The organism is Parasphingomonas halimpatiens, assembly GCF_036663795.1.
GTDB lineage: Bacteria > Pseudomonadota > Alphaproteobacteria > Sphingomonadales > Sphingomonadaceae > Sphingomonas.
The window spans coordinates 117,243-136,847 of sequence record NZ_JAXOJP010000002.1 but is presented as its reverse complement, the minus strand read 5'-3'; the positions used below and the strand labels follow the sequence as shown (position 1 = coordinate 136,847).

Genomic DNA, 19,605 nt, shown 5'->3' with positions numbered 1-19,605 from the left:
TTCCTCTCCACACAAATTGAATTAGACGCCGAGATCGAGAATTTTGCCGTCGAAATTCTTGCCGAGCTTGCGCGTCGCGGCCGCAAGCGTCGCGCCATCCGCGCCAGCGATGAAACCGTCGATCACCCGCTGATAATTGGAAATCAGCCCTTCCACGCCGGCCGCGAGGCGCATGAACGCGAAGCCCTCGGAATGGACGCCCTTCTGCTGCAGCGGGATGTTCGAATAATCCTGCCGCGGGATCATCGGGAAATCCGGGCTGTCATAGGGCAGCACCACCGGCGCCATCGGAACCTCGGGCTCCTCGCCTTCGGGGAATTGGGTGAGCGACCATATTTCGAACAGGCACGTCTCCGGCCCGGTCGGGCGGATCCGATAGGACGCCATCGACGTGAAATAGGTCAGCAGGAAATAATGCGGGAACAGATAGCTTACCGCCTCGACCGGATGCTCGACCATCACCTTGTTAAGATCGGGCGCCTGCTCGCCGCGCGCGCGCAACTGCTCGGTGATCGCGGCATTGACCATGCCGTACCAGGTCATCACGCCAAGCAGCGGATCCTCCGGCAGATCGACATCCGCGAACTGCCTGGCGATGGCTATTTCCTTGGCATGGACGAGGCCGGACATGCCCGCATTGAGCAGTTCCATCGTCTCGATCACTTCGGCGACATTCTGCCTGGTCGAGAGCGTCGGGTCGATCGGCGGTACCGTCCCACCGCCCTCGTTTCCGTAGCGACCATTATAGAGGCTGGGCTGCGCCTGTTGCAGCTGCGGATGAGTCTTCATCACATGGTAGCCCTCCATGAAGGCCTCCATCGCGATCTTCCAGTTCGCCGGCAGTTCGGTGGCGAACCACCATTCCGCGCGCAGCCGGTCCATGCCGCGCGCTTCGAGCGCGGGCAGCACGTCGCCCATGCTTTCACGGAACGAAGGCGCGCCCCTGTCGTGATTGATGAAGGCGCAGCCGCCCCAGGTTTCGACCAGCACCTCGCGCAGCGCCAACTCGGCCAGATCGAGCTTTTTCTCGTCGAACAGATGGCGGCCGTAAACGAAGGTGTTTTCGCCATCCATGTTCCAGCGCCAGCCATGGAAGGAGCAGATGAAGCCCTTGCCCTTGCAATTGCCGTGGCCGCCGTCGGTCAGCGGCATGCCACGATGGCGACAATGGTTGTGATAGGCCCGCACACCTTCTTTGGTGCGCACGACGATCACCGACTTGCCGATGTTGGAATATTCTACCCAGTCGCCGACATTGGGGATCTGTTCCAGCCGACAGGCCATTTGCCAGACGCGCGGCCAGAGCTGCTCGCATTCGAGCTGGTAAAAGGCGGGGTCGTGATAGCGCGCCGAAGGCACCATCGCGGGATCGCGAATGGCGAACGGGTTTACGCCGGCGAGCGTGTCTTTGGAATCATAGTCGGCCATCGGACTGTTCCCTTCAAAAGTGCGATCAGGAGAAGGGCTCGTCGCCGAGCAGGATCGTGCGATGCAGCAGCCGTCCGCAGTTCGGATCATAGGGCATGGCCCGGTGCAGCGTGCCGGTATTGTCCCACATCACCGCGTCGCCGACCTCCCACTCATGGGCAAAGTGAAAGGGCGTGGTCGTCGCATGCTGGCGCAGGCCGTGCAGGATGCGGGCGCTCTCCTCGAGCGACTTGCCGAGCACGCGCTGCGCGGTATTGCCGAGCACGAGCGACTTGCGGCCCGATTTGTGATGCCAGACCAGCGGCAGTTCGGCCGAGCCCTTTTCCTGCCAGTCCTCGAGCTGCTCGAGCGTCGGTTCGGGGCAATGATAGAGCTGCGATACCCACATGGCGTGGATCACGCGCAGGTCGTCGATCCTTTGCTTGGTTTGCTCGGAAAGGGCATCATAGGCAGCGTAGCAATTGGCGAATTCGGTGTTGCCGCCCCAGCTGGGCAGCACTTTCGACGACAGGATCGAACCGCGGATCGGGACCGGGTTCATCGTGCCGTCGACATGCCAGAACAGCGATCCCTTTAGATATTCGATCGTGCTTTTCGAATTCTCCTTCTCGTCGAGCGAGATGGAAAAGACCGCGCCGCCATTGACGCCGATTTCGGTGGCATTGCCGCCAAGCAGGTCGCTGAACCGCACCTGCTCCTCGTCGGTAAAGCCGATCTTCTTAAAGATCAGCACGCCGCGTTGTTCGAGCAACTCGTTGAGCTCCTCCGTCAGGTCGCCCGACAGCAATTCCACCTTGGAATTGAGCACCCGGCTGCCGATTTTTTCCTTGATCGGTTCCGCCTTCAGGCGGGTCATGACTGAGACGGTCATCATATGCTAACCTTACTTAGTATTTTCGGCTGGTGCTTTGATTTTGGTCAAATCGCCGGTCGGGTAATGTCGCCGGGCGCCGCAAGGGGCTCGGGCGCGCCGGTCCCCATATATTCGGCGAGATTGCGGTGCAGGCTGATCACCGCGCCCTCGGACTTCGGATTGGGAATATTGCCGCGATAGCCGTCGATCTTCATCCCTTGCTGGACGGCGACCATGTTGGAAAAATCCTGCCGCAGGACATGCGGGAAGTCGGCCGGGTCGGCATAATCCCACTCGGTCGCCGGTGCCTCATCGCTGGGATAAAGCTCATAGACCGCGACCTCGAAATAGCATCGGTCGGGGTCGAGGCCGCACGGGCGCGCCTGGTAGCAGAGCATATTGTTGACGGCGTGGCCGATCTGCTGGTTGGGGAATATCTGCCAGGCGGTGCCGCTGCTGCCGACGGTTTCGGAATCGATTTCGGGCCAGAAGACGCCACGCTCGGCATCGATGCTGCGCGCGGTTTCAAGCCAGTAGCGCGATACCTCGGCCGCCGGCGTCCCTTCGGGCAGCACATCGGGCAAAGTCTGGGCGACATCGACCAGCGTCTGGGTGGTGTTGGTGTTGACGCCTTCCCAGGTGTATTTCTGCATCTTCGCGGTCGAGATGCGCGGATCGCCTGTACCCAAGCGCAGCTTGCCCTTGTTCTCGTCGAGACCCTTGGGTGCGTTATAACCGATATGGCTGTGGCGGCCCTGCTGGCGTCCCCAGCCGGTGAAATCGCCAAAGGCGTTGAATTCGGGATGCGTGCCGGCGACGTGATAGGTCTCGTTGAAGGCCTCGAGCGCGACCTTCCAGTTGCAGTTGAACCGCGTCCATTTGCGCCAGCGCGGGCGCATGTTCTGGAGCTGGAAGGGATCGAGTGCCGATGCGGCGGGCTCGAGATAGTCGCGCAGCGGCGCGCAGTCATTGTCGAGATTGATCCACAGGAAGCCGCCCCAGCTGTCGAGCTGCACTTCGCGCAGCCGCGTCACTTCGGCGCACAGGCCGGCGCCCCAATCCTCCTTGTTGCGAATGCCGGATGCCGCGCCGTCGAGCGCGAAGGTCCAGGCGTGGAAGCCGCAGACGAACTTGCGCCCGTTGCCGCGTGCGTTGCGCTGGCCTTCCGGCGTGTCGACCAGCCGGCGTCCACGGTGCGTACAGACGTTTCGATACGCCTTCACGGCGTCGGGTGCGGTGCGGACGATCAGGACGGAATCGTCGAGAATGTCATAGGTGATATAGTCGCCGACCTGCGGAATATCCTCCAGCCGGCCGGCCTGCAGCCAAACCTTGCGCCACAGCCTGTCGCGCTCGGCCCGGGCATAATCGGGCGAGACATAGGCCTGGACGGGGATCACGACCGGCTCGGACTGTTCTTCCGAGAGGCTGGGAAACGATATGGTCCTGTGCATGGGGCACCCTCCTTCGCGGGGCAGGCGAAACGGCCGGCGCTTGCGCGCCGCGCCGCCTCGACTGCTTATTCAGCGGTTTCCAGTTGCGTGGTGCGGGCGAGCTCCAGGCCGGCGAGTTCGCCGGCGTCGCGCCATTTCGCGAGCATGTCCTCAAAGGCATAATAGCCTTCGCCCCAGGGCTCGCCGAAGATGAAGCGCTTCTTGGTCTGGTCGCCTTCGTTGTTGAAGTAACTTGGCGTGCACTCGTTGGTGAACGCCGAGTTGTCGACCGCGATCGAGCGCAGATGGCGGATATAATCGTCCTGCGCCGCTTGGGTCGGCTCGACCGTTTCCGCGCCCCGTTTGAGCGCCTGGCTTGCAATATAACCGATGTGCCGGCCCTGATCGACGAAGGTCTTCGAGTTGGTCGAGTTCGCCCCGGCCTGCGTGAAGCCGGTGAAGAACATGTTGGGGAAGTTGTGCGCCATCATCCCCTGGAAGGTTTGAAAGCCTTCGCGCCAATAATCGTAGATCGAAATCCCGTCGCGGCCTTCGATCCGGTCGATGCCCCAGCGCCGGTCGAGGTCGTTGGTCACCTCGTACCCGGACGCAAAGATCATGCAGTCGACGTCATATTCCTGGCCGTTGGCCACGAAGCCCTTTTCCGTCATCCGCTCGACGCCACGCGTTGCGGCGACGTCGATCAACGCGACATTCGGCCGATTGAAGGTCGGATAATAATCGTCGTTCGAGCAGGGCCGTTTGCACAGGAAGCGGTAATAGGGCTTGAGCGCCTCGGCCGTCGCCGGATCGTCGACGAGTTCCTCGCAGCGCTGACGCAACCGCTCCATCACGCGATAGTCGATGACTTCGCGCCGTGCGACATAGTCCTCCATCGTATGTTCGGGCCAACCCTCGGCCTCCAGCTCGGCCGCGACATTGCGGCTGATTTCGGTCCAGATATCCTGCACCAGATCGGGTTCGCCCGGTGCGAGCCGCTCCATCGCGGCATGGTGGAAGTTGCGGATACGTTTTTCCTGCCAGCCCGGCTCCTGCGACCGGAACCAGTCGGGGTCGGTCGGCCGATTGTCGCGTGCATCGACCGAGGAGGGCGTGCGCTGGATGACATGGAGCTTCTTTGCGTAACGGCCGAGATAGGGGACGATCTGCACCGCCGTCGCACCCGTGCCGATGATCGCGAGGGTCTTGTCCGCGAGCTTGTCGAGCACCGGATTACGCCATTCGCCGCCGGTATATTCATAATCCCAGCGCGCGGTATGAAAGAGCTTGCCCTTGAAGCTGTCGATGCCGGGAATGCCGGGCAGCTTCGGCTTGTTGAGCGGACCCATGGCGAGCACCACGAACCGCGCCTTTATGTCATCGCCGCGATTGGTGCCGACGTGCCAGCGGTTGATCTCGGGATCCCAGCGAAGGTCCTTGATCAGCGTGTGGAACAGCGCCCTGGGATAGAGATCGAACGTCTCGGCAATGATCCGGCAGTGGGTCTGGATCTCATGGCCGTCGCAGAACTTCTTCGACGGCATGTAGCCGGTCTCTTCGAGGAGCGGCATGTAGCACAGGGCGTCATTGTCGCACTGGATGCCGGGATAGCGGTTCCAGTACCAGGTGCCGCCAAAGTCGCCGCCATGATCGACATTGTAGAAATCCGCGATGCCGGCTTTCTTTAGTTCGATCGCCACCATCATGCCGCAATAGCCCGCGCCGAGGATGACGACATCGGTCTCCCCGGTGATCGGCCCGCGCGGCGTCACGGCATTATAGGGGTCGTGCTCATAGATTCCGGCCCATCTCCCGCTGGTCTCGACATATTGGTCATTGTGGTTGGTCTTGATTCGCCGGTCCCGCTCGCGAAGATATTTCGCATGCAGCTCGGCTATCCGCTCGGCGCTTACCGGCGGGCAGTCACTCGGAGCCAAGGACATGTCAGGATCCTCCCATATCGATAATCAACAGTATTGTTGATTTGGCACGGGCGCGCCTTGCGCGAATTGACTTTGGTCAAACGGGATATCGCCGGAGCGGAGAAAGCGTCAGCGGGCGATCGCCCCCGCCCGGGGGAGGTGGCGAACGCGCGGACAAGCGGAACCGGCGGGCTATTCGGTGTGGACGATCTCGACCTTGCCTCGGGGCTTCTTGAGCAGCAGCACCAGCGGCAGCGTCAGGATCGAGATCCACGCCATCAGATAGAAGTCATCGATATAGGCGATCATCGCCGCCTGCTTGTTGATCATCCCGTCAGCCATGGCGAAGACGGTATCCGACAGCGTACCAAGCCGGTCGAGCGCCCCGATGTCGAGCGCCGGGACCGACTTCTCCGTAATATGCGATGCGAGGTCGGCGTGGCTGATCTGGATGTTGCGGGCGAGCAGCACCGTCACCAGCGAGATGCCCGCCGACTGGCCGATGCTGCGCATCAGGTTGAGCAGGCTGGCGCCATCGGTGCGATACTCACCCGACAGGGTCGCGAAGGCGAGGCTGTTGAGCGGCATGAACACCAGCCCCATGCCAAGCCCCTGGATGAATCCGCTGATGATGACCGGCCAGAAGTCCATCTCGAGCGACCAATGCGCCATTTGCCGAAGCGATACGGCGAAGATGAGAAAGCCGGCCATGACCATGTAGCGGGCATCGACCTTGCCCATCAGCTGCCCGCCGAGCCACATGGTGAACAACACGCCGACGCCGCGCGGGGCCATCAGCAAGCCGGTATCGACCACCGGGTAACCGAACAGCTGCTGCAGCATCGGTGGCAGCAGCGCCATCGGCGCCATGGTCGACATGCCGACGATGACCATGAAGAACATGCCCATCGTCAGGTTGCGATTCCTGAACAGGTGCCGATCGAACAACGGCTTTGCGGCGGTCGTCAGATGCACCAGCGCGATCCACAAGGCGGCAGCCGCGATCATGCCCTCGATGCGGATTTCCCAGCTGCTGAACCAGTCCTGCTCCTGGCCGCGGTCGAGCATCAGCTGAAACGATGCCACGGCGATGGCGATGAACGCGAAACCCGTCAGGTCGAAGCTGCGCTTCGTGCCAGGGCGCGAAGGAAGGAGAAACCACAGAATCGCGAAGGTCGCCGCGCCGATCGGCACGTTGATGTAGAAGCACCAGCGCCAGTTATAGCTGTCGGTCAGCCAGCCACCGATGACCGGGCCGAGGATCGGCCCGACCATCACCCCCATGCCCCAGATCGACATCGCCTGGTTGGCGCGTTCGGGCGGGTTGATATCGAGCATCGCGGTTTGCGACAGCGGGTTGATGAACGCCGCGAACATGCCCTGGAAGATGCGGAACAGCACCATCTCCTCGAGGCTGACCGCGGTACCGCACAGCATCGACGCAATGACGAAACCACCGATTGCGATCAGGAACAGGTTGCGTGAGCCGAGCCGGTCGCTCAGCCAGCCGGTCGCGGGCAGCGCGATCGCGGTGGCGATGATGTAGCTGGTCAGCACCCAGGTGACGGTATCGAGCGTCGCGCCAAGGCTGGTTCGCATGTGCGGCAGCGCGACGTTGGCGATCGTTGCGTCGAGGATCTGCATGATCATCGGGCCCATCACGCCGATAGTGACGAGCCAGCGGTGGCGCACCTGCAGCGCCGCCCGGCCGGCAACAGGTTCAGCCATGGGGCTTGGTATCGATCGAGACGTCGACGCTCAGACCCGGGATCATCGGCCGCGAGGTGGCGCAGTCGATCGCGACGCGCACCGGCACGCGCTGCGTTACCTTGACCCAGTTGCCGCTGGCATTTTGGGCCGGCAGCACCGAAAACTCGGAACCCGTGCCAGCACCGATGCTGGCGATATGGCCGCACAGCTTAAGGCCCGAATAGGCATCGAAACTGATCTCGGCGGGCTGACCGACCGCCATATGGTTGAGGTCGGTTTCCTTGAAGTTGGCCTCGACCCATGCCGCCTGACTGACGACCAGACTGAGTGCGGGAACGCCGCTCGGCGTGATCGTGCCGATCTGGAGGCGGCTGGTCTGGCTGATGATGCCGTCCTTGGGCGCGCGCACGACGGTGCGGGCGAGCGCCAGGGCGGCCTTGTCGCGCTCCGCCATCGCCGCCTGGATCGCGGCGGGCACGCCCGAGCCCACCGTGCCGCTGCCGATCTGGGTGCGGGCCTTGTTGGCGGAGGCCTGCGCCGTACCCAGCCGTGCCTTGGCGGCGGCAACCTCGTGCGCTGCGGCATCGAAGCTGGCACGGGTGGTGAACCCGCGCTTCATCAGCGCTGCCTGCCGGTCATAGGTCGCCTGGGCGAGCGATATGTCAGCCTGTGCGCTGGCGATGTCGGCAGCCGCGCCACCGCTGTCGGTCGCCAGCGTCGCGAGCTGAACCCGCGCCGTGGCGAGCGCTGCATCGGCCTGTTCGAGCGCGATGCGATAGGGTTCGGGGTCGATCGTGAACAACACGTCGCCGGCCTTGACGCGCTGGTTCTCGCGCACGTTGACCGCGACGATACGCCCTGTAACGTCGGGGCTGATCGAGATCATGTCCTGGCGCACATAGGCATTGTCGGTTGAGATATAGCGGCCCGAGGTCAACCACAGATAGCCGCCGCCCAAAGCGACGAGCAGCGGCACGCTGACCATCAGCGCTATACGCCCCCAACTGCGACGCTTTGTTGCAGGCGCCTCGACCGTCTCGATCGGATTGACGGCGATCTGCTCGACCTTGGCGGTGGAGAACTTGGGGTCGGCGTCAGCCATGGGCGGCCTCGTTCGGCTCGTGCATTGAGAGATTGGCATGAATGGCGTTCAGCGTGGCGATAGTCGCGATCCGCTCTGCTTCATCGACCCCCCTTAGGGAATAGACGAAAAGGCCATCGGCGAGCGTGCGCAATTCGGTGATGATCGGCTTGGCTTTGTCGGTGAGGAAGATCAACCAGGCACGGCGATCACCGGGATCGCGGCGGCGCTCTACAAGACCCGCTTCCTCAAGCCGGTCGATCATGCGGCACAGTGAAATCGGTTCAACCTCGAGCAGATCTGCCAAGGTCCCCTGGTTTGCGCCCTCATGGCGGGAGAGGGTCGTCAGCGTGCGCCACTGCGCACGCGTGACGCCGATCAGGCGTGCGCGCTCGTCGAAGCGTCGGCGCATCAGGCGCGAAACGTCACTGATCAAGAAGGCCAAGGAATCGCTCATAGGCAGCCTACATAGTAAGCATCCTTATATAAAGCTATCCATATTGCGTGCGTAGTGCGCAATCGCGATTGCGTTGCGGGTAACGCTGGCTTGAAGGAAGCAGGCGTCGTGCACGCGGAATGTCCCGACTGCCACAATCGCCAGGTGATCCAACAGGCGGCTGAGGTCACCGGCAACGACAACGAACTGTCGTCGCGTTCCTGCCGCCTCCCGGATTGCGCAAAGTGGTACACGGCTAACGCGCTACTGGGTGACCTGCGCCATTCCAGCAAGATTGCTTCAGCGCGGCACCGAAGGCCGCGACGCAGTGCATTGACGCTTTGTTGAGCTGTTGGCGGGGTAAAGGTTAGTGCCGCATCGAACGAACGACTGCATGCATTTCGATTGGTTGCTGGCTGTTCAGAAAGCTGCCGTCCGTTCATCTCGTCCGAGCGACCGCTCGTCACGACAGTGGATCGTGCGGGCGATGAATATTCCTAGCCAGGCGGACGTGTGGCCGATGCACAATGACCTTGTTATGCCGCCGGGCTCTGCCCGGTTGGCTTCCAGCCAATTGTGAACTGCGCGTATGCCGGCGGCGCCCTGTAAGGAGCCAACATGAACGATACGTCCCACGAGTTTGAAGCGCACGACTTCTTCCGCAGCGACCGGTTCGTCAACGATCCCTATCCCTATTTCGACTATCTGAGAGAGCAGTCTCCGGTCTTGCGTGAGCCCCATCAGGGCGTCGTCATGGTCACGGGCTACAACGAAGCCCTTGAGGTCTACAACGATCCCGCTCGCTTTTCCTCGTGCATGTCCACCACCGGACCATTTGCGGGCTGCCCCATTCCGCTGGAGGGCCGCGGGAATGACGACATTTCCGCGTTGATCGAGGAATATCGCGACCAGACGGCCTTCAGCGATCAGCTTCCGACGATGGACCCACCGGTGCACACCGCCCACCGGGCGTTGCTGATGTCGCTGATCACCCCAAAGCGGCTCAAGGAGAATGAGGAGTTCATGTGGAGGCTAGCCGATCAGCAGATCGATACCTTCCTTGCCCATGGCGAATGCGAGTTCATGGACGCCTTTGCCCAGCCCTTCGCCGTGCTCGTCGTCTCCGACCTGCTCGGCGTGCCGCCCGAGGACCGAACAGAATTCCGCAAGCACCTGATTAGGGTGGAGCGCGAGAGTGGCGGCGCGGTGGTCGGCGGCACGGACGGCGAAGTCACGCACGGGCCGCTGGAATTTCTATACGAAAAATTCTCATACTATATCGAAGACCGCAGGCGTCATCCCAAACAGGATGTCCTGACTGGCCTCGCCAACGCCACCTTCCCCGGCGGCGCGGTGCCGGAGCCGATGGATGTCGCCCGAATCGCCGCCAACCTGTTCGCCGCGGGGCAGGAAACCACGGTGCGATTGCTCAGCTACGCGTTCAAGGTGATCGGCGAACGCCCCGACCTCCAGCAACGCCTGCGCGAGGATCGCAGCCTCATCCCCAATTTCGTCGAGGAATGCCTGCGGATCGAGGGCCCGGTGAAGGGCGACTTCCGCTTGGCGAAAAAGCCGTCGAGCGTTGGTGGCGTCGATATCCCGGCCGGTACGTTCCTGTATGTCTCCAACAGCGCAGCCAACCGGGATTCGCGCAAGTTCGAAAACCCCGGAGAATTCGAACTGGGCCGGAAGAACGCCCGCTTGCATGTGGCCTTCGGCGCTGGCCGCCATGCCTGTCCCGGCGCGCCGCTGGCGCGGGCTGAAGCGGTGGTCAGCCTTAACCGCATGTTCGACCGGACCAGCGACATCCGCATCAACGAGAAAGTCCACGGACCGCCCTGCGCACGACGCTACACATATCTGCCGACCTTTATCTTGCGCGGACTGACGCACATCAGCCTGGAGTTTGACCCGGTGGAGGCTGGCCCAAGATGAAAGTCCGGGTCGACACGGACCTCTGCGCCGGATTCGGGATCTGCGTGGGAATCTGCCCCGAGGTGTTCGAACTGCACGACGATGGCTACGCCACTGTGCTGGTCGGCGAGGTGCCGGCGGGACTTCAGGATCTGGTACGGCTGGCGGAAAGTCAGTGCCCGGCGCGAGCGATTTCCGTCAGTGACGATCCCTCCCACTGACTGAAATCGGCAAGCGCCGACTGAAGTGGAAAGCCCGTGAGCTGCCTGTCGTTGATTCTGATTGCCGAGATAAACGACAGATCAGGAATGGACCGGACGATAGACCTGCTCCGCTGCCTGCGCGAAAACACTGTCGGGATCCTCGACGAAACGCCGTGCCGAGGAATTGAGCAGCGCGCGCAAGACCGTTTCGGACTTTGGCGGGAGCACGGTGCCGCTCTCTGTGACCAGGGCCCAGTCAAAGCGCTGTGCGATGTCGCAGAGTGCCTCAATGGTCTCCGTTCGAAAGGTTCTTGCGTCGATCCTGATATGGACCTCGGCGCTGCCATCTCCATCGTGAAAATACTGCACATCCGTGCCGCGGTTGTTGCCCCACACTAGCAGCCCCGCGCTCCAGGCCTGTTGCCGCGGCAGCAGATCGTCCAGGGCACGGACGAAATCGCGACGTTGGTCGTCGGCCATGATCAGCACGATGTGCTCGCGTGCTTCCGGTGTGAGCCGGATCGCGGGAACCCCATTGATCTCCGCCATCGCGGCGGGGATCGCAACGAGCTCGAATTGCCATACCGCCACGCGAATCGCCTCCGCTTTGTCGTCGAACCAGATGTTCGGGCGCGCCCCGGGAATCTGCAATGCCGCGACTCGGAGAAGCAAGTCACACATTTCTGCGACAGGCCGCCGCGCACCGAATGGCGCGCGGCGGCCCTTCTCACATGACGGTTCGGCCCATGAAAATCTGGGGCGACCCGCCCTCGCGGATCTCAGCGTCCCGTGGTGATCGCGCTGCTGGCCAGATTGCCGGTCGCGGCAGCGCTGATCTGGTTACCGGTCAGCGCGACCGAGCTGCCGGTGACGGGCCCGGTCAGGCTGCGATAGGTCGCACCGTTGACCACCGCGCTCACCGCGCCGCTATTGGTCTGCATGTTGACCAGCGACGCCGCGGGCGCCGCGCGCGGCGCCGACGCTATCATCACGTCGTTCGCGCTGTTGCCATAAGCGGTCGCGGACATCGTGTTGCCGGTGATGGTCAGCTGCGCCCCCGTCACCGCGCCGTTGAGCGGAACCAGCACGCCCGAGGTGCCGGTATCGGCGGCAACCGCCGCGAGATTGGCCTGCTGGTTGAGCATGGTGAGTGGTGCGCTGGCAGACGTGTCAAACGCGCTGATCTGACCGTTCGCCGTCCCGCCAGTGATTGCGGTGGTACCGTCATAGTTTAACGCATTGTCCGCCAGGTTGGCCCGAGCCGTGGAGCTGGTGACATTGCCTTCGAAGACCAGGTTCGAGGTGGAGAGCGACGGCTGGGCGCCGCTCGCGGTGAACCGCAGGTCGCTCGCCGCAATCGCATGGACTGGCGCGATGCTGACCTGGGTGCTGACGACGCCGCCACCGACACCATCGTCCAGCGACACGCTGTTCTGCGCCCGGTTCGCCGACGCGTCGGCCAGAGTCGCGTTGCCGGCGATCGTCATTGTCGATGACGCGAGACGGTCAACGGTACCGGCATTGGAGAGGCTGGTCGATGCGTTCGCATCCAGTGTTCCGATCGCGAACTGCTGGTTGGCGAGCACCGCATCACCGGATCCCATGGGCGGTCCCATCTCGTCGGACGAGAGGTCGGCGCGCGCGCCCGAAGCCTGCTTGCCCGCCACGGTCAGGCCATTGTCGACGCTGTTCACCGCGGCGAACGCACCGCCACCACGAAGTTCCTCGGATCCGGCTCGGCCTATTCCCCCCAATAGGTACGAGCCGGGCGCGGGCGACGGCGTCCTCCCTTTCGCCGTCGCCGCCGCGGGGTCCGGTCCTGCTCCCCCGACCGGGCTCCGCGGCAAAATTCACCCTTCGCAGAAGCTGACTTCCCATGGACAACCTCAACGTCATCGACCGCATCATGCAGACCTTCATCCGCTACATCGATAGCGGGTTCGGGCTGCTGGGCGGCGATGTCGGCTTCCTGACCACCACGTTGATCGGGATCGACATCACGCTTGCCGGCCTGTTCTGGGCGATGGGCGGCGAGGACAATGTCATCGGCCGCTTCATCAAGAAGATCCTCTATATCGGTGCCTTCGCGTTCATCCTGAACCAGTTCTCGACGCTCGCCGACATCATCTTCCGCTCCTTCGCGGCAGCCGGCCTCACCGCTGGCGGTGGGACGATGTCGGCCGACGATCTCCTGAAACCCGGTCGTCTCGCGGGAACCGGCTTCTCCGCCGCCTGGCCGCTGCTCCAGCAGGTCTCCCAGCTGATCGGGTTCACGACCTTCTTCGACAATTTCCTGACCATCGCCGTGCTGCTGTTCGCCTGGGCGCTCGTGATCCTCGCCTTCTTCATCCTCGCCGTGCAGATGTTCGTGACCATCCTCGAGTTCAAGCTCACCACGCTTGCCGGCTTTGTCCTCGTGCCGTTCGCGCTGTGGAACCGCACCAGCTTTCTCGCCGAACGCGTGCTGGGCACCGTCGTGTCGTCGGGCATCAAGGTGATGGTGCTCGCGGTGATCGTCGGCATCAGCTCCAACTTCTTCACCGAATTCACCACAAGCCTGCAGGGGCAGGAGCCGGATTTCAGTCAGGCGATGAGCCTAGTCCTCGCGTCGCTCACGCTGTTCGGTCTCGGCATCTTCGGTCCGGGCATCGCCTCCGGTCTGGTCGCCGGCGCCCCGCAGCTTGGTGCGGGTGCGGCGTTCGGCACCGCCGTTGGCGCGGCCGGGATTACGGCTCTGGCGGGCGGCGCGGCGATTGGCGGCGCCAGCGCGGTCGGCGGGGCTGCGCTCGGTGCCATTCGCGCCGGCACCACGATGGGCTCGGCGGCGTCCGCTTCCTATCAGCTCGGCCAATCGGCTGCCGGTTCAACCACCGTGGGTGCCGGCCTGAGCGGGGTTGGGCGCGCTGCTGCGAACACGGTCCGCGCGAAGATGTCGAGCGGCCTGGGGCTTTCGGCAGCCGCCGAGCGCGGGCGTGACGCTGCATGGTCTGCACTCAACGGCAACAAGACCTCTGACCAAGCCTCGTCGGCAGGTGGGGGCAGCACGCCCGAATGGGCGCAGGCGCTCAAGCGTCAGCAGGACTCCAGACACCACCGCCAGGTCGCGATGCAAGCCCTGCGCGAGGGCGACCGCGGCGGCGCGTCCGCCACTCCCGACATCAAGGAAAAGGAAGACTGAGCGATGTTCTTCAAGCGCAGCGTCCAGCGCTATGGGCGCACCCCCGAACCGTCCACGCCCTATCAGCGTGCCGGCCAGCTCTGGGATGAGCGGATCGGCTCCGCCCGTGTACAGGCGCGCAACTGGCGACTGATGGCCTTTGGCGGACTTGGCCTCTCCACCGCGATGTCGTGCGCGCTGATCTGGCAGTCGCTGCAAAGCCACGTGACCCCGTATATCGTCGAGGTCGATCGGCTGGGCGAGGCGCGGGCGGTCAAGCCGAGGCCGGCTACCGGCCGACTGACCCGCAGATCGCCTGGCATCTGGCGAAGTTCGTCGAGAACATCCGATCGGTGACGCTCGATCCGGTGCTGATGCGCCGCGACTGGCTATCGGCCTATGATTTCGCCACCCGCCGCGGCGCTCAATTTCTCGGTGACTATGCCCGCAGCGCGAAGCCGTTCGCCGATCTGGGCGAGCGCACGATCTCGGTGCAGGTCACCAGCGTGGTGCGCGCGTCCGACCGGTCGTTCCAGATCAAATGGACCGAGACGGCGTACGAGCATGGTGCCCTGGCCGGCACGTCGCATTGGACGGGCATCCTGTCGATCGTGACCCAAGCGCCGAAATCGGCTGACACGCTCAGGAAGAACCCACTCGGCATCTATGTCGATGCGATCGACTGGAGCCATGAACTCGAGCCGGCGACGCCGCCCGCGCCGCCTCAGGTCAGGGCGCTGCCGCCCGCCAATCTGCCACTCGGCTCGCCGCTCGATCCCAATCTCGCCGCCCAACCCACCGCACCCGCAAACCCGGAGGTCCAGCCGTGAAGTTCATCTATGCCTTGCCGGCTTTGCCGGCGATCCTGGCCGTGTCGATCGCGGCAGACGCGCCATCGGTGCCGCTCCTGTCGCCCAATCCCAGGCCAGCCGCCGCGCCCCTGGTCCGTCCGGCAACGCCAGTTCTAGCGAACCCGGTGGCATCAGCCCCGGTCAGGCGGGCTCGGCACCATCCTCACCACCGCCATGTTTCGCGCGCGGTCGCCGAGGTCGCTTCGGCCAACCGCGCGGCCACGCTGGCGCCCGGAGCGCAGGGGTTCGTCAATGCCGAACAGGTCTTCCCCTTTGCACCCGGCATCGTCTTCCAGGTCTACACAGCGCCCGGTCGGGTCACGGACGTAACACTGCAACCGGGCGAGCAACTCGTCGCGGTGGCAAGCGGCGACACCGTGCGCTGGGTCATCGGTGATACGACCAGCGGGGCAGGGGCTGACAAGCGCACGCATATCCTAGTCAAGCCGTTCGCGGCTGGCCTTGCCACCAACCTCGTCATCACGACCGACCGGCGCACCTATCATGTCGCGCTGACCAGCACGGCCGCGACCGCGATGGCGTCCCTGTCATGGACCTATCCGCAGGATGTGCTGATCGCATTGAAGCAGGCCGAAGAGCAGGCTGTCGCGGCTGCGCCGATCGCGACGGGGCTCGAGGTGGATCAGCTGCGGTTCGACTATGCCATCACCGGCGATAAGCCGGCGTGGCGTCCCTTGCGCGAAAAACACCTACTTTCTGTGGTACTTTCGAACTGCTCGTTTCGGGACCGTAAGGTCTCGGCGGAATACCGCAAGCCCTTTGAAATCATTATAAAAAATGCGATGCCGTCCAGCCCTAATAGTGGGGCGGTGGAGGGCAAAAAACCCCAAAACGAGGATTGGCAGGGGAGCTCGGACTCGAACCGAGGGCCTTCGGTTTTGGAGACCGACGCTCTAACCAACTGAGCTACACCCCTAGGCCGTCGGGGTCCTTAGCGTGACGTATCGCCGCGGGCAAGCGCTTCACGCAGCGGCGGCGGCGGATCCCTCGCCGCAGTCGCGCTGTGCGATCGCGCGCGCTTCCTCGACCGGCAGCGGCCGGCCGAAATAATAACCCTGCACCTTGGTGCAGCCGAGATCCTGGACCATGTGATGCTCGGCCTCGGTCTCGACGCCTTCGGCGGTGGTCGCCATGCCGAGGCTCTGCGCCAGCGCGACAACGGCGCGGATGATCGCGATCGCCTCCTTCTCGCCCTTCGACGCGCCCTGCACGAAGCTGCGGTCGATCTTGATCGACGAGAAGCGCGTGCGGCTGAGATAGCCGAGCGAGGAATAACCGGTGCCGAAGTCGTCGAGGCTGAGGCGCACGCCAAGATCGAGGATGCGTTCGAGCACCTGGATCGCGCAGGTGCCTTCGCGCATGAACACGCTCTCGGTGACCTCGAGTTCGAGCCGTTCGGCGGGCAGGCCGCTATTGGCGAGCGCCTGCGCGACGACGGTGACGAAGCTCGGATTGTGCAACTGCTCGGGCGAGACGTTGACCGCGACGCGCGTCTGCGACGGCCAGCGCGCCGCTTCCTCGCAGGCGGTGCGCAATACCCACTCGCCGATCGGCACGATCAGCCGCGCGTCCTCGGCCAGCGGCACGAACTTCACCGGCGAGACATTGCCATGCTCGGGATGATTCCAGCGCAACAGCGCCTCGAAGCCCTTGAGCCGGCCGGTCGCGGCGTCGACCACCGGCTGGTAGTTGAGGTGCATCTCGTTGTTCTGCACTGCCTTGCGCAGCGCCATTTCGAGCACGCGGCGCTCCTCGGCATCGACGTGCAGCTGCGGCTCATAGACGTGGAAGGCGCCGCCGCCACTGTCCTTGGAACGATACAGCGCGAGATCGGCGGATCGGATCAGCATCTCGGCGGTGCGGCCGTCGCGCGGGCCGAATGCCACGCCGACACTGGCGCCGATGTACAGTGTGTGCTGGTCGAGCTCATAGGGACGCGACAGCGTGTCGATGATCGCCTGGGCAAGCCGTTCGCAGCGCAGCGAGTCGCTCGCGTCGCGTACGACCACGGCGAATTCGTCGCCGCCGAGGCGCCCGATGACTTCATTCTCGGTGACGAGCTGGCCGAGCCGTTCCGACACGCGGCCGAGCAGGCGGTCGCCGATCGGATGGCCGAGCGTGTCGTTGACCGCCTTGAAGCGATCGAGATCGATCATCATGAAGGCGCAGCGCGAGCCCCATTTCTCGGCCTCGGCCATGGCATAGGCCAGCGCCTCGTTGACCAGCAGGCGGTTGGGCAGGCCGGTCAGCGTGTCGAACCGGGCCATGCGGTTGATCTTGTCGGCCGAGGCGCGCTGCTCGGTGACGTCGGAGCCGACGCCGCGAAAGCCGGTATAGGTGCCGTCATCGTCGAAGCGCGGGGTCGCGGCAATCTCGAACCAGCGTTCCTCGCCCTTGATGTGGACGGCGAGCAGCAGGTCGCGAAAGCCCTCGCGGCGCTTCATCTTGTCGGCCAGTTCGCGCAGGCCGGTGGTGAAGTTGCCGCCTTCCCAGGTCGGGCCGGCGAGCACCTGCAGAAAGGGCAGGCCATTGATCGAGGCGGGGTCGAGATCGAACGACAGCGCGAAACGCGGCGAGGCGCGGATCACGCGGCGATTGGCGTCGGTCTCCCACAGCCAGTCGCCATTCTGGTCCTGGAACTCGCGCAGCAACAGGCTGACCGTCTCGTCGCGTTCGGCCAGCGCAATTTCGCCGGCGCGAATCACCACCAGCGATTTGCCGCGTCCGAAACAGGCAATCATCAGCAGCGTCGCGAACAGCGCCGAGGCTGCGGCGAGCACCGGCCCGCCGACGACATAAAGCATCGTCGACACCGAGGCGCCGAGCACGAACAGGAAGCTGAGCGTGGCGAGTGGCAGCGCCGCCATTGCCACGGCGGACGCGGTCATCAGCAACGACAGCACGATCCACAGGCCGAGCGCGGTGCTCGCATCGGCACGCAGGCCGATCGCGATCGGCGGTACCGACCACACGACACCGAGCGCGAGGCCTTCGAGCATCGTGTCGCGCACATCCTTGAGCGTGGCGGTCTGTGCGGTGCGCTCGCGCGATCCGAGGCGACGCAGCGTGACGGTCGCGGCGATCGCCGCCACCATCGCGCCCCAGGAAGCGACCGCCCAATGCGGGACGAGCCGGTCGACGAGGATCGCGACCAGCGCCGCACCGATGACATTGGCGCCGAGCATGAACAGTGCCAACTGGCTCCCGGCATTGAGCTGCGCGGCGCGAATGGGCGCCCAGTCGGTCGAATCCGGCGGGTCGTACAGACCCAGCAGGGCACGCGCGTCGATGCGCGGTTGCGCGAATTGGGAAGAGTGCCGATTGCTCACCGCGCATCCTGTAGCGCGGATTTGGTTAGCACTTGGTTAGACGCGGCGCACACGGCCAGAAATAATCACTGCCCGGCGATTATCCCCGCGCGCAGCACGCGCAACACGTTGCCACCCATCACCTTGGCGATGTCGGCGTCGGAAAAACCGCGATCGATCAACGCCTGCGTCACCGCGGCGAGCTGGCTCGAATCGAAGCCGGTGGTCACCGCGCCGTCGAAATCCGAGCCCAGTCCGACATGATCGATGCCGACGATATCGCGTACATGCGCGATCGCCGCCGCCGCCGCCTCGGGCCGGGTCGAGCATATCGCGGCATCCCAATAGCCGATGCCGATCACACCGCCGGTGCGGGCGATGCCGCGAATCTCGTCGTCGGTCAGGTTGCGGTTGACGTGACACGTCGCCTGCACGCCGCCATGGCTCGAGACGATCGGCCGCCGCGCCATCGCTATCACCTCGGCGACGGTGGCATGGCTGGCATGCGCGATGTCGACCACCATGCCGAGTGCCTCCATGCGGCGCACGACCTGCCGGCCGAGCGGCGTCAATCCGGCCTTGGCCATGCCGTGCATCGATCCGGCAACCTCATTGTCGAAGAAGTGCGCGAGCCCCGCCATGCGGAAGCCCGCCGCATGGAGCCGGTCGAGATTGTCGAGCTTGCCCTCGACGTCCTGCAGCCCCTCGACCGACAGCATCGCGCCGACGACCTTTTTGCCGCGCGCGCGATCGGCGAGCAGCTGGTCGAGTTCCGCCGGCGTTTCGATCACGCGCAATTGGCCGCTCGAGTTGGCGGCATAACGATGCAGCTTCTGCGCATGCCACAGCGACCGCTCCAGCAACGAGCCCCAGGTCCGGATCGGCTGAAGGTCGGCGATGGCGAGCGCGGTGATGTTGTCGGTGTCGGCCGGATTGGCGTCGTAATTCTGGCCCTTGGGCGTCTTGGTGACCGAGGAGAATATCTGCAGCGCGTAGTTGCCCGCGAGCAGGCGCGGCAGATCGACCTGACCGCGAGTCGCGCGGTCCAGCAGGCTGCGCTGCCACAGCAGGGTATCGGCGTGCATGTCGGCGACCTGGAGCGTGGCGTGCAGCGCCTTGGCGCGGTCGGTAACCTTGAGCGGCACCGCTTCGACCTTGTTCATTCCCCGCTCGACGATGCCGGGCGCCAGGATGAAGAAGGCGATCGCGCCGATCACCACGAGGCCGAGGAAACCGAGCAACAATTTGCGGATCATGATGCTTGCTCCAGGTTCGGGGCCTTGCCGCC

The 19,605-nt window shown here is 64.1% G+C and carries 14 protein-coding genes, 1 tRNA gene and 2 pseudogenes; 5 read left to right on the top strand and 12 right to left on the bottom strand.

Going from position 1 to position 19,605, the window contains the following annotated elements; translation table 11 throughout:
• Nucleotides 1-21: 21 nt before the first annotated feature.
• From U1839_RS03075 to U1839_RS03045, 7 genes are all read right to left on the bottom strand, one after another.
• Nucleotides 22-1,428: an SRPBCC family protein gene (locus U1839_RS03075; RefSeq protein ID WP_332802205.1), complete on the bottom strand. Its 1,407-nt coding sequence runs from the start codon at nt 1,426-1,428 to the stop codon at nt 22-24.
• Nucleotides 1,429-1,453: 25 nt separating this feature from the next.
• Nucleotides 1,454-2,299, bottom strand: a complete 846-nt coding sequence (locus U1839_RS03070; protein ID WP_332802204.1) for a TauD/TfdA dioxygenase family protein — start codon at nt 2,297-2,299, stop codon at nt 1,454-1,456.
• Between the two features lie 47 nt (nt 2,300-2,346).
• Complete coding sequence (locus tag U1839_RS03065) at nt 2,347-3,735, bottom strand: aromatic ring-hydroxylating oxygenase subunit alpha (RefSeq protein WP_332802203.1); 1,389 nt, start codon at nt 3,733-3,735, stop codon at nt 2,347-2,349.
• Nucleotides 3,736-3,800: 65 nt separating this feature from the next.
• Nucleotides 3,801-5,657 carry a flavin-containing monooxygenase gene (locus tag U1839_RS03060; RefSeq protein WP_332802202.1) on the bottom strand — a complete coding sequence of 619 codons (1,857 nt, stop codon included), beginning with the start codon at nt 5,655-5,657 and terminating at the stop codon, nt 3,801-3,803.
• A gap of 171 nt (nt 5,658-5,828) precedes the next feature.
• Nucleotides 5,829-7,364, bottom strand: a complete 1,536-nt coding sequence (locus U1839_RS03055) for a DHA2 family efflux MFS transporter permease subunit (RefSeq protein ID WP_332802201.1) — start codon at nt 7,362-7,364, stop codon at nt 5,829-5,831.
• On the bottom strand, nt 7,357-8,448 hold the full coding sequence (locus tag U1839_RS03050; RefSeq protein WP_332802200.1) for an HlyD family secretion protein: 1,092 nt from the start codon (nt 8,446-8,448) through the stop codon (nt 7,357-7,359). Before U1839_RS03050 ends, U1839_RS03055 begins: the two co-directional genes overlap by 8 nt.
• A complete protein-coding gene (locus U1839_RS03045; protein ID WP_332802199.1) occupies nt 8,441-8,872 on the bottom strand; it encodes a MarR family winged helix-turn-helix transcriptional regulator in 432 nt (143 codons plus the stop codon). Before U1839_RS03045 ends, U1839_RS03050 begins: the two co-directional genes overlap by 8 nt.
• 609 nt (nt 8,873-9,481) lie before the next feature.
• Between U1839_RS03045 and U1839_RS03040 the strand changes: the two genes are divergently transcribed.
• Complete coding sequence (locus tag U1839_RS03040; RefSeq protein ID WP_332802198.1) at nt 9,482-10,798, top strand: cytochrome P450; 1,317 nt, start codon at nt 9,482-9,484, stop codon at nt 10,796-10,798.
• The gene (locus U1839_RS03035) at nt 10,795-10,998 is read left to right on the top strand and encodes a ferredoxin (protein WP_332802197.1); all 204 of its coding nucleotides are present in this window, start codon (nt 10,795-10,797) and stop codon (nt 10,996-10,998) included. Before U1839_RS03040 ends, U1839_RS03035 begins: the two co-directional genes overlap by 4 nt.
• Nucleotides 10,999-11,079: 81 nt before the next feature.
• Here the strand turns inward: U1839_RS03035 and U1839_RS03030 are convergent, their stop codons facing one another.
• Entirely contained in the window at nt 11,080-11,631 is a 552-nt protein-coding gene (locus tag U1839_RS03030; protein WP_332802196.1) for a hypothetical protein, read from the bottom strand.
• A 128-nt stretch (nt 11,632-11,759) separates the two neighbouring features.
• Nucleotides 11,760-12,674: a hypothetical protein gene (locus U1839_RS03025; protein WP_332802195.1), complete on the bottom strand. Its 915-nt coding sequence runs from the start codon at nt 12,672-12,674 to the stop codon at nt 11,760-11,762.
• A gap of 182 nt (nt 12,675-12,856) precedes the next feature.
• Between U1839_RS03025 and trbL the strand changes: the two genes are divergently transcribed.
• The 3 genes and pseudogenes from trbL to U1839_RS03010 all read left to right on the top strand — a co-directional run.
• Nucleotides 12,857-14,158 (top strand): P-type conjugative transfer protein TrbL, encoded by a 1,302-nt coding sequence (gene trbL, locus U1839_RS03020; RefSeq protein ID WP_332802194.1) that lies wholly within the window; start codon nt 12,857-12,859, stop codon nt 14,156-14,158.
• A 3-nt stretch (nt 14,159-14,161) separates the two neighbouring features.
• A pseudogene (trbF, locus tag U1839_RS03015) lies at nt 14,162-14,967 on the top strand (conjugal transfer protein TrbF).
• Nucleotides 14,964-15,677: pseudogene (locus U1839_RS03010) on the top strand (TrbG/VirB9 family P-type conjugative transfer protein); the annotation flags it as partial. The pseudogenes trbF and U1839_RS03010, both read left to right, overlap by 4 nt.
• A 171-nt stretch (nt 15,678-15,848) precedes the next feature.
• Here U1839_RS03010 and U1839_RS03005 read toward each other — a convergent pair.
• The 3 genes from U1839_RS03005 to U1839_RS02995 all read right to left on the bottom strand — a co-directional run bounded on the left by U1839_RS03005 (nt 15,849) and on the right by U1839_RS02995 (nt 19,573).
• Nucleotides 15,849-15,925: transfer RNA gene (locus U1839_RS03005), tRNA-Trp, on the bottom strand.
• A 46-nt stretch (nt 15,926-15,971) separates the two neighbouring features.
• Nucleotides 15,972-18,338 (bottom strand): putative bifunctional diguanylate cyclase/phosphodiesterase, encoded by a 2,367-nt coding sequence (locus U1839_RS03000; protein ID WP_332802193.1) that lies wholly within the window; start codon nt 18,336-18,338, stop codon nt 15,972-15,974.
• 65 nt (nt 18,339-18,403) lie between these two features.
• Complete coding sequence (locus tag U1839_RS02995; RefSeq protein WP_332802192.1) at nt 18,404-19,573, bottom strand: dipeptidase; 1,170 nt, start codon at nt 19,571-19,573, stop codon at nt 18,404-18,406.
• Between the last annotated feature and the right edge of the window lie 32 nt (nt 19,574-19,605).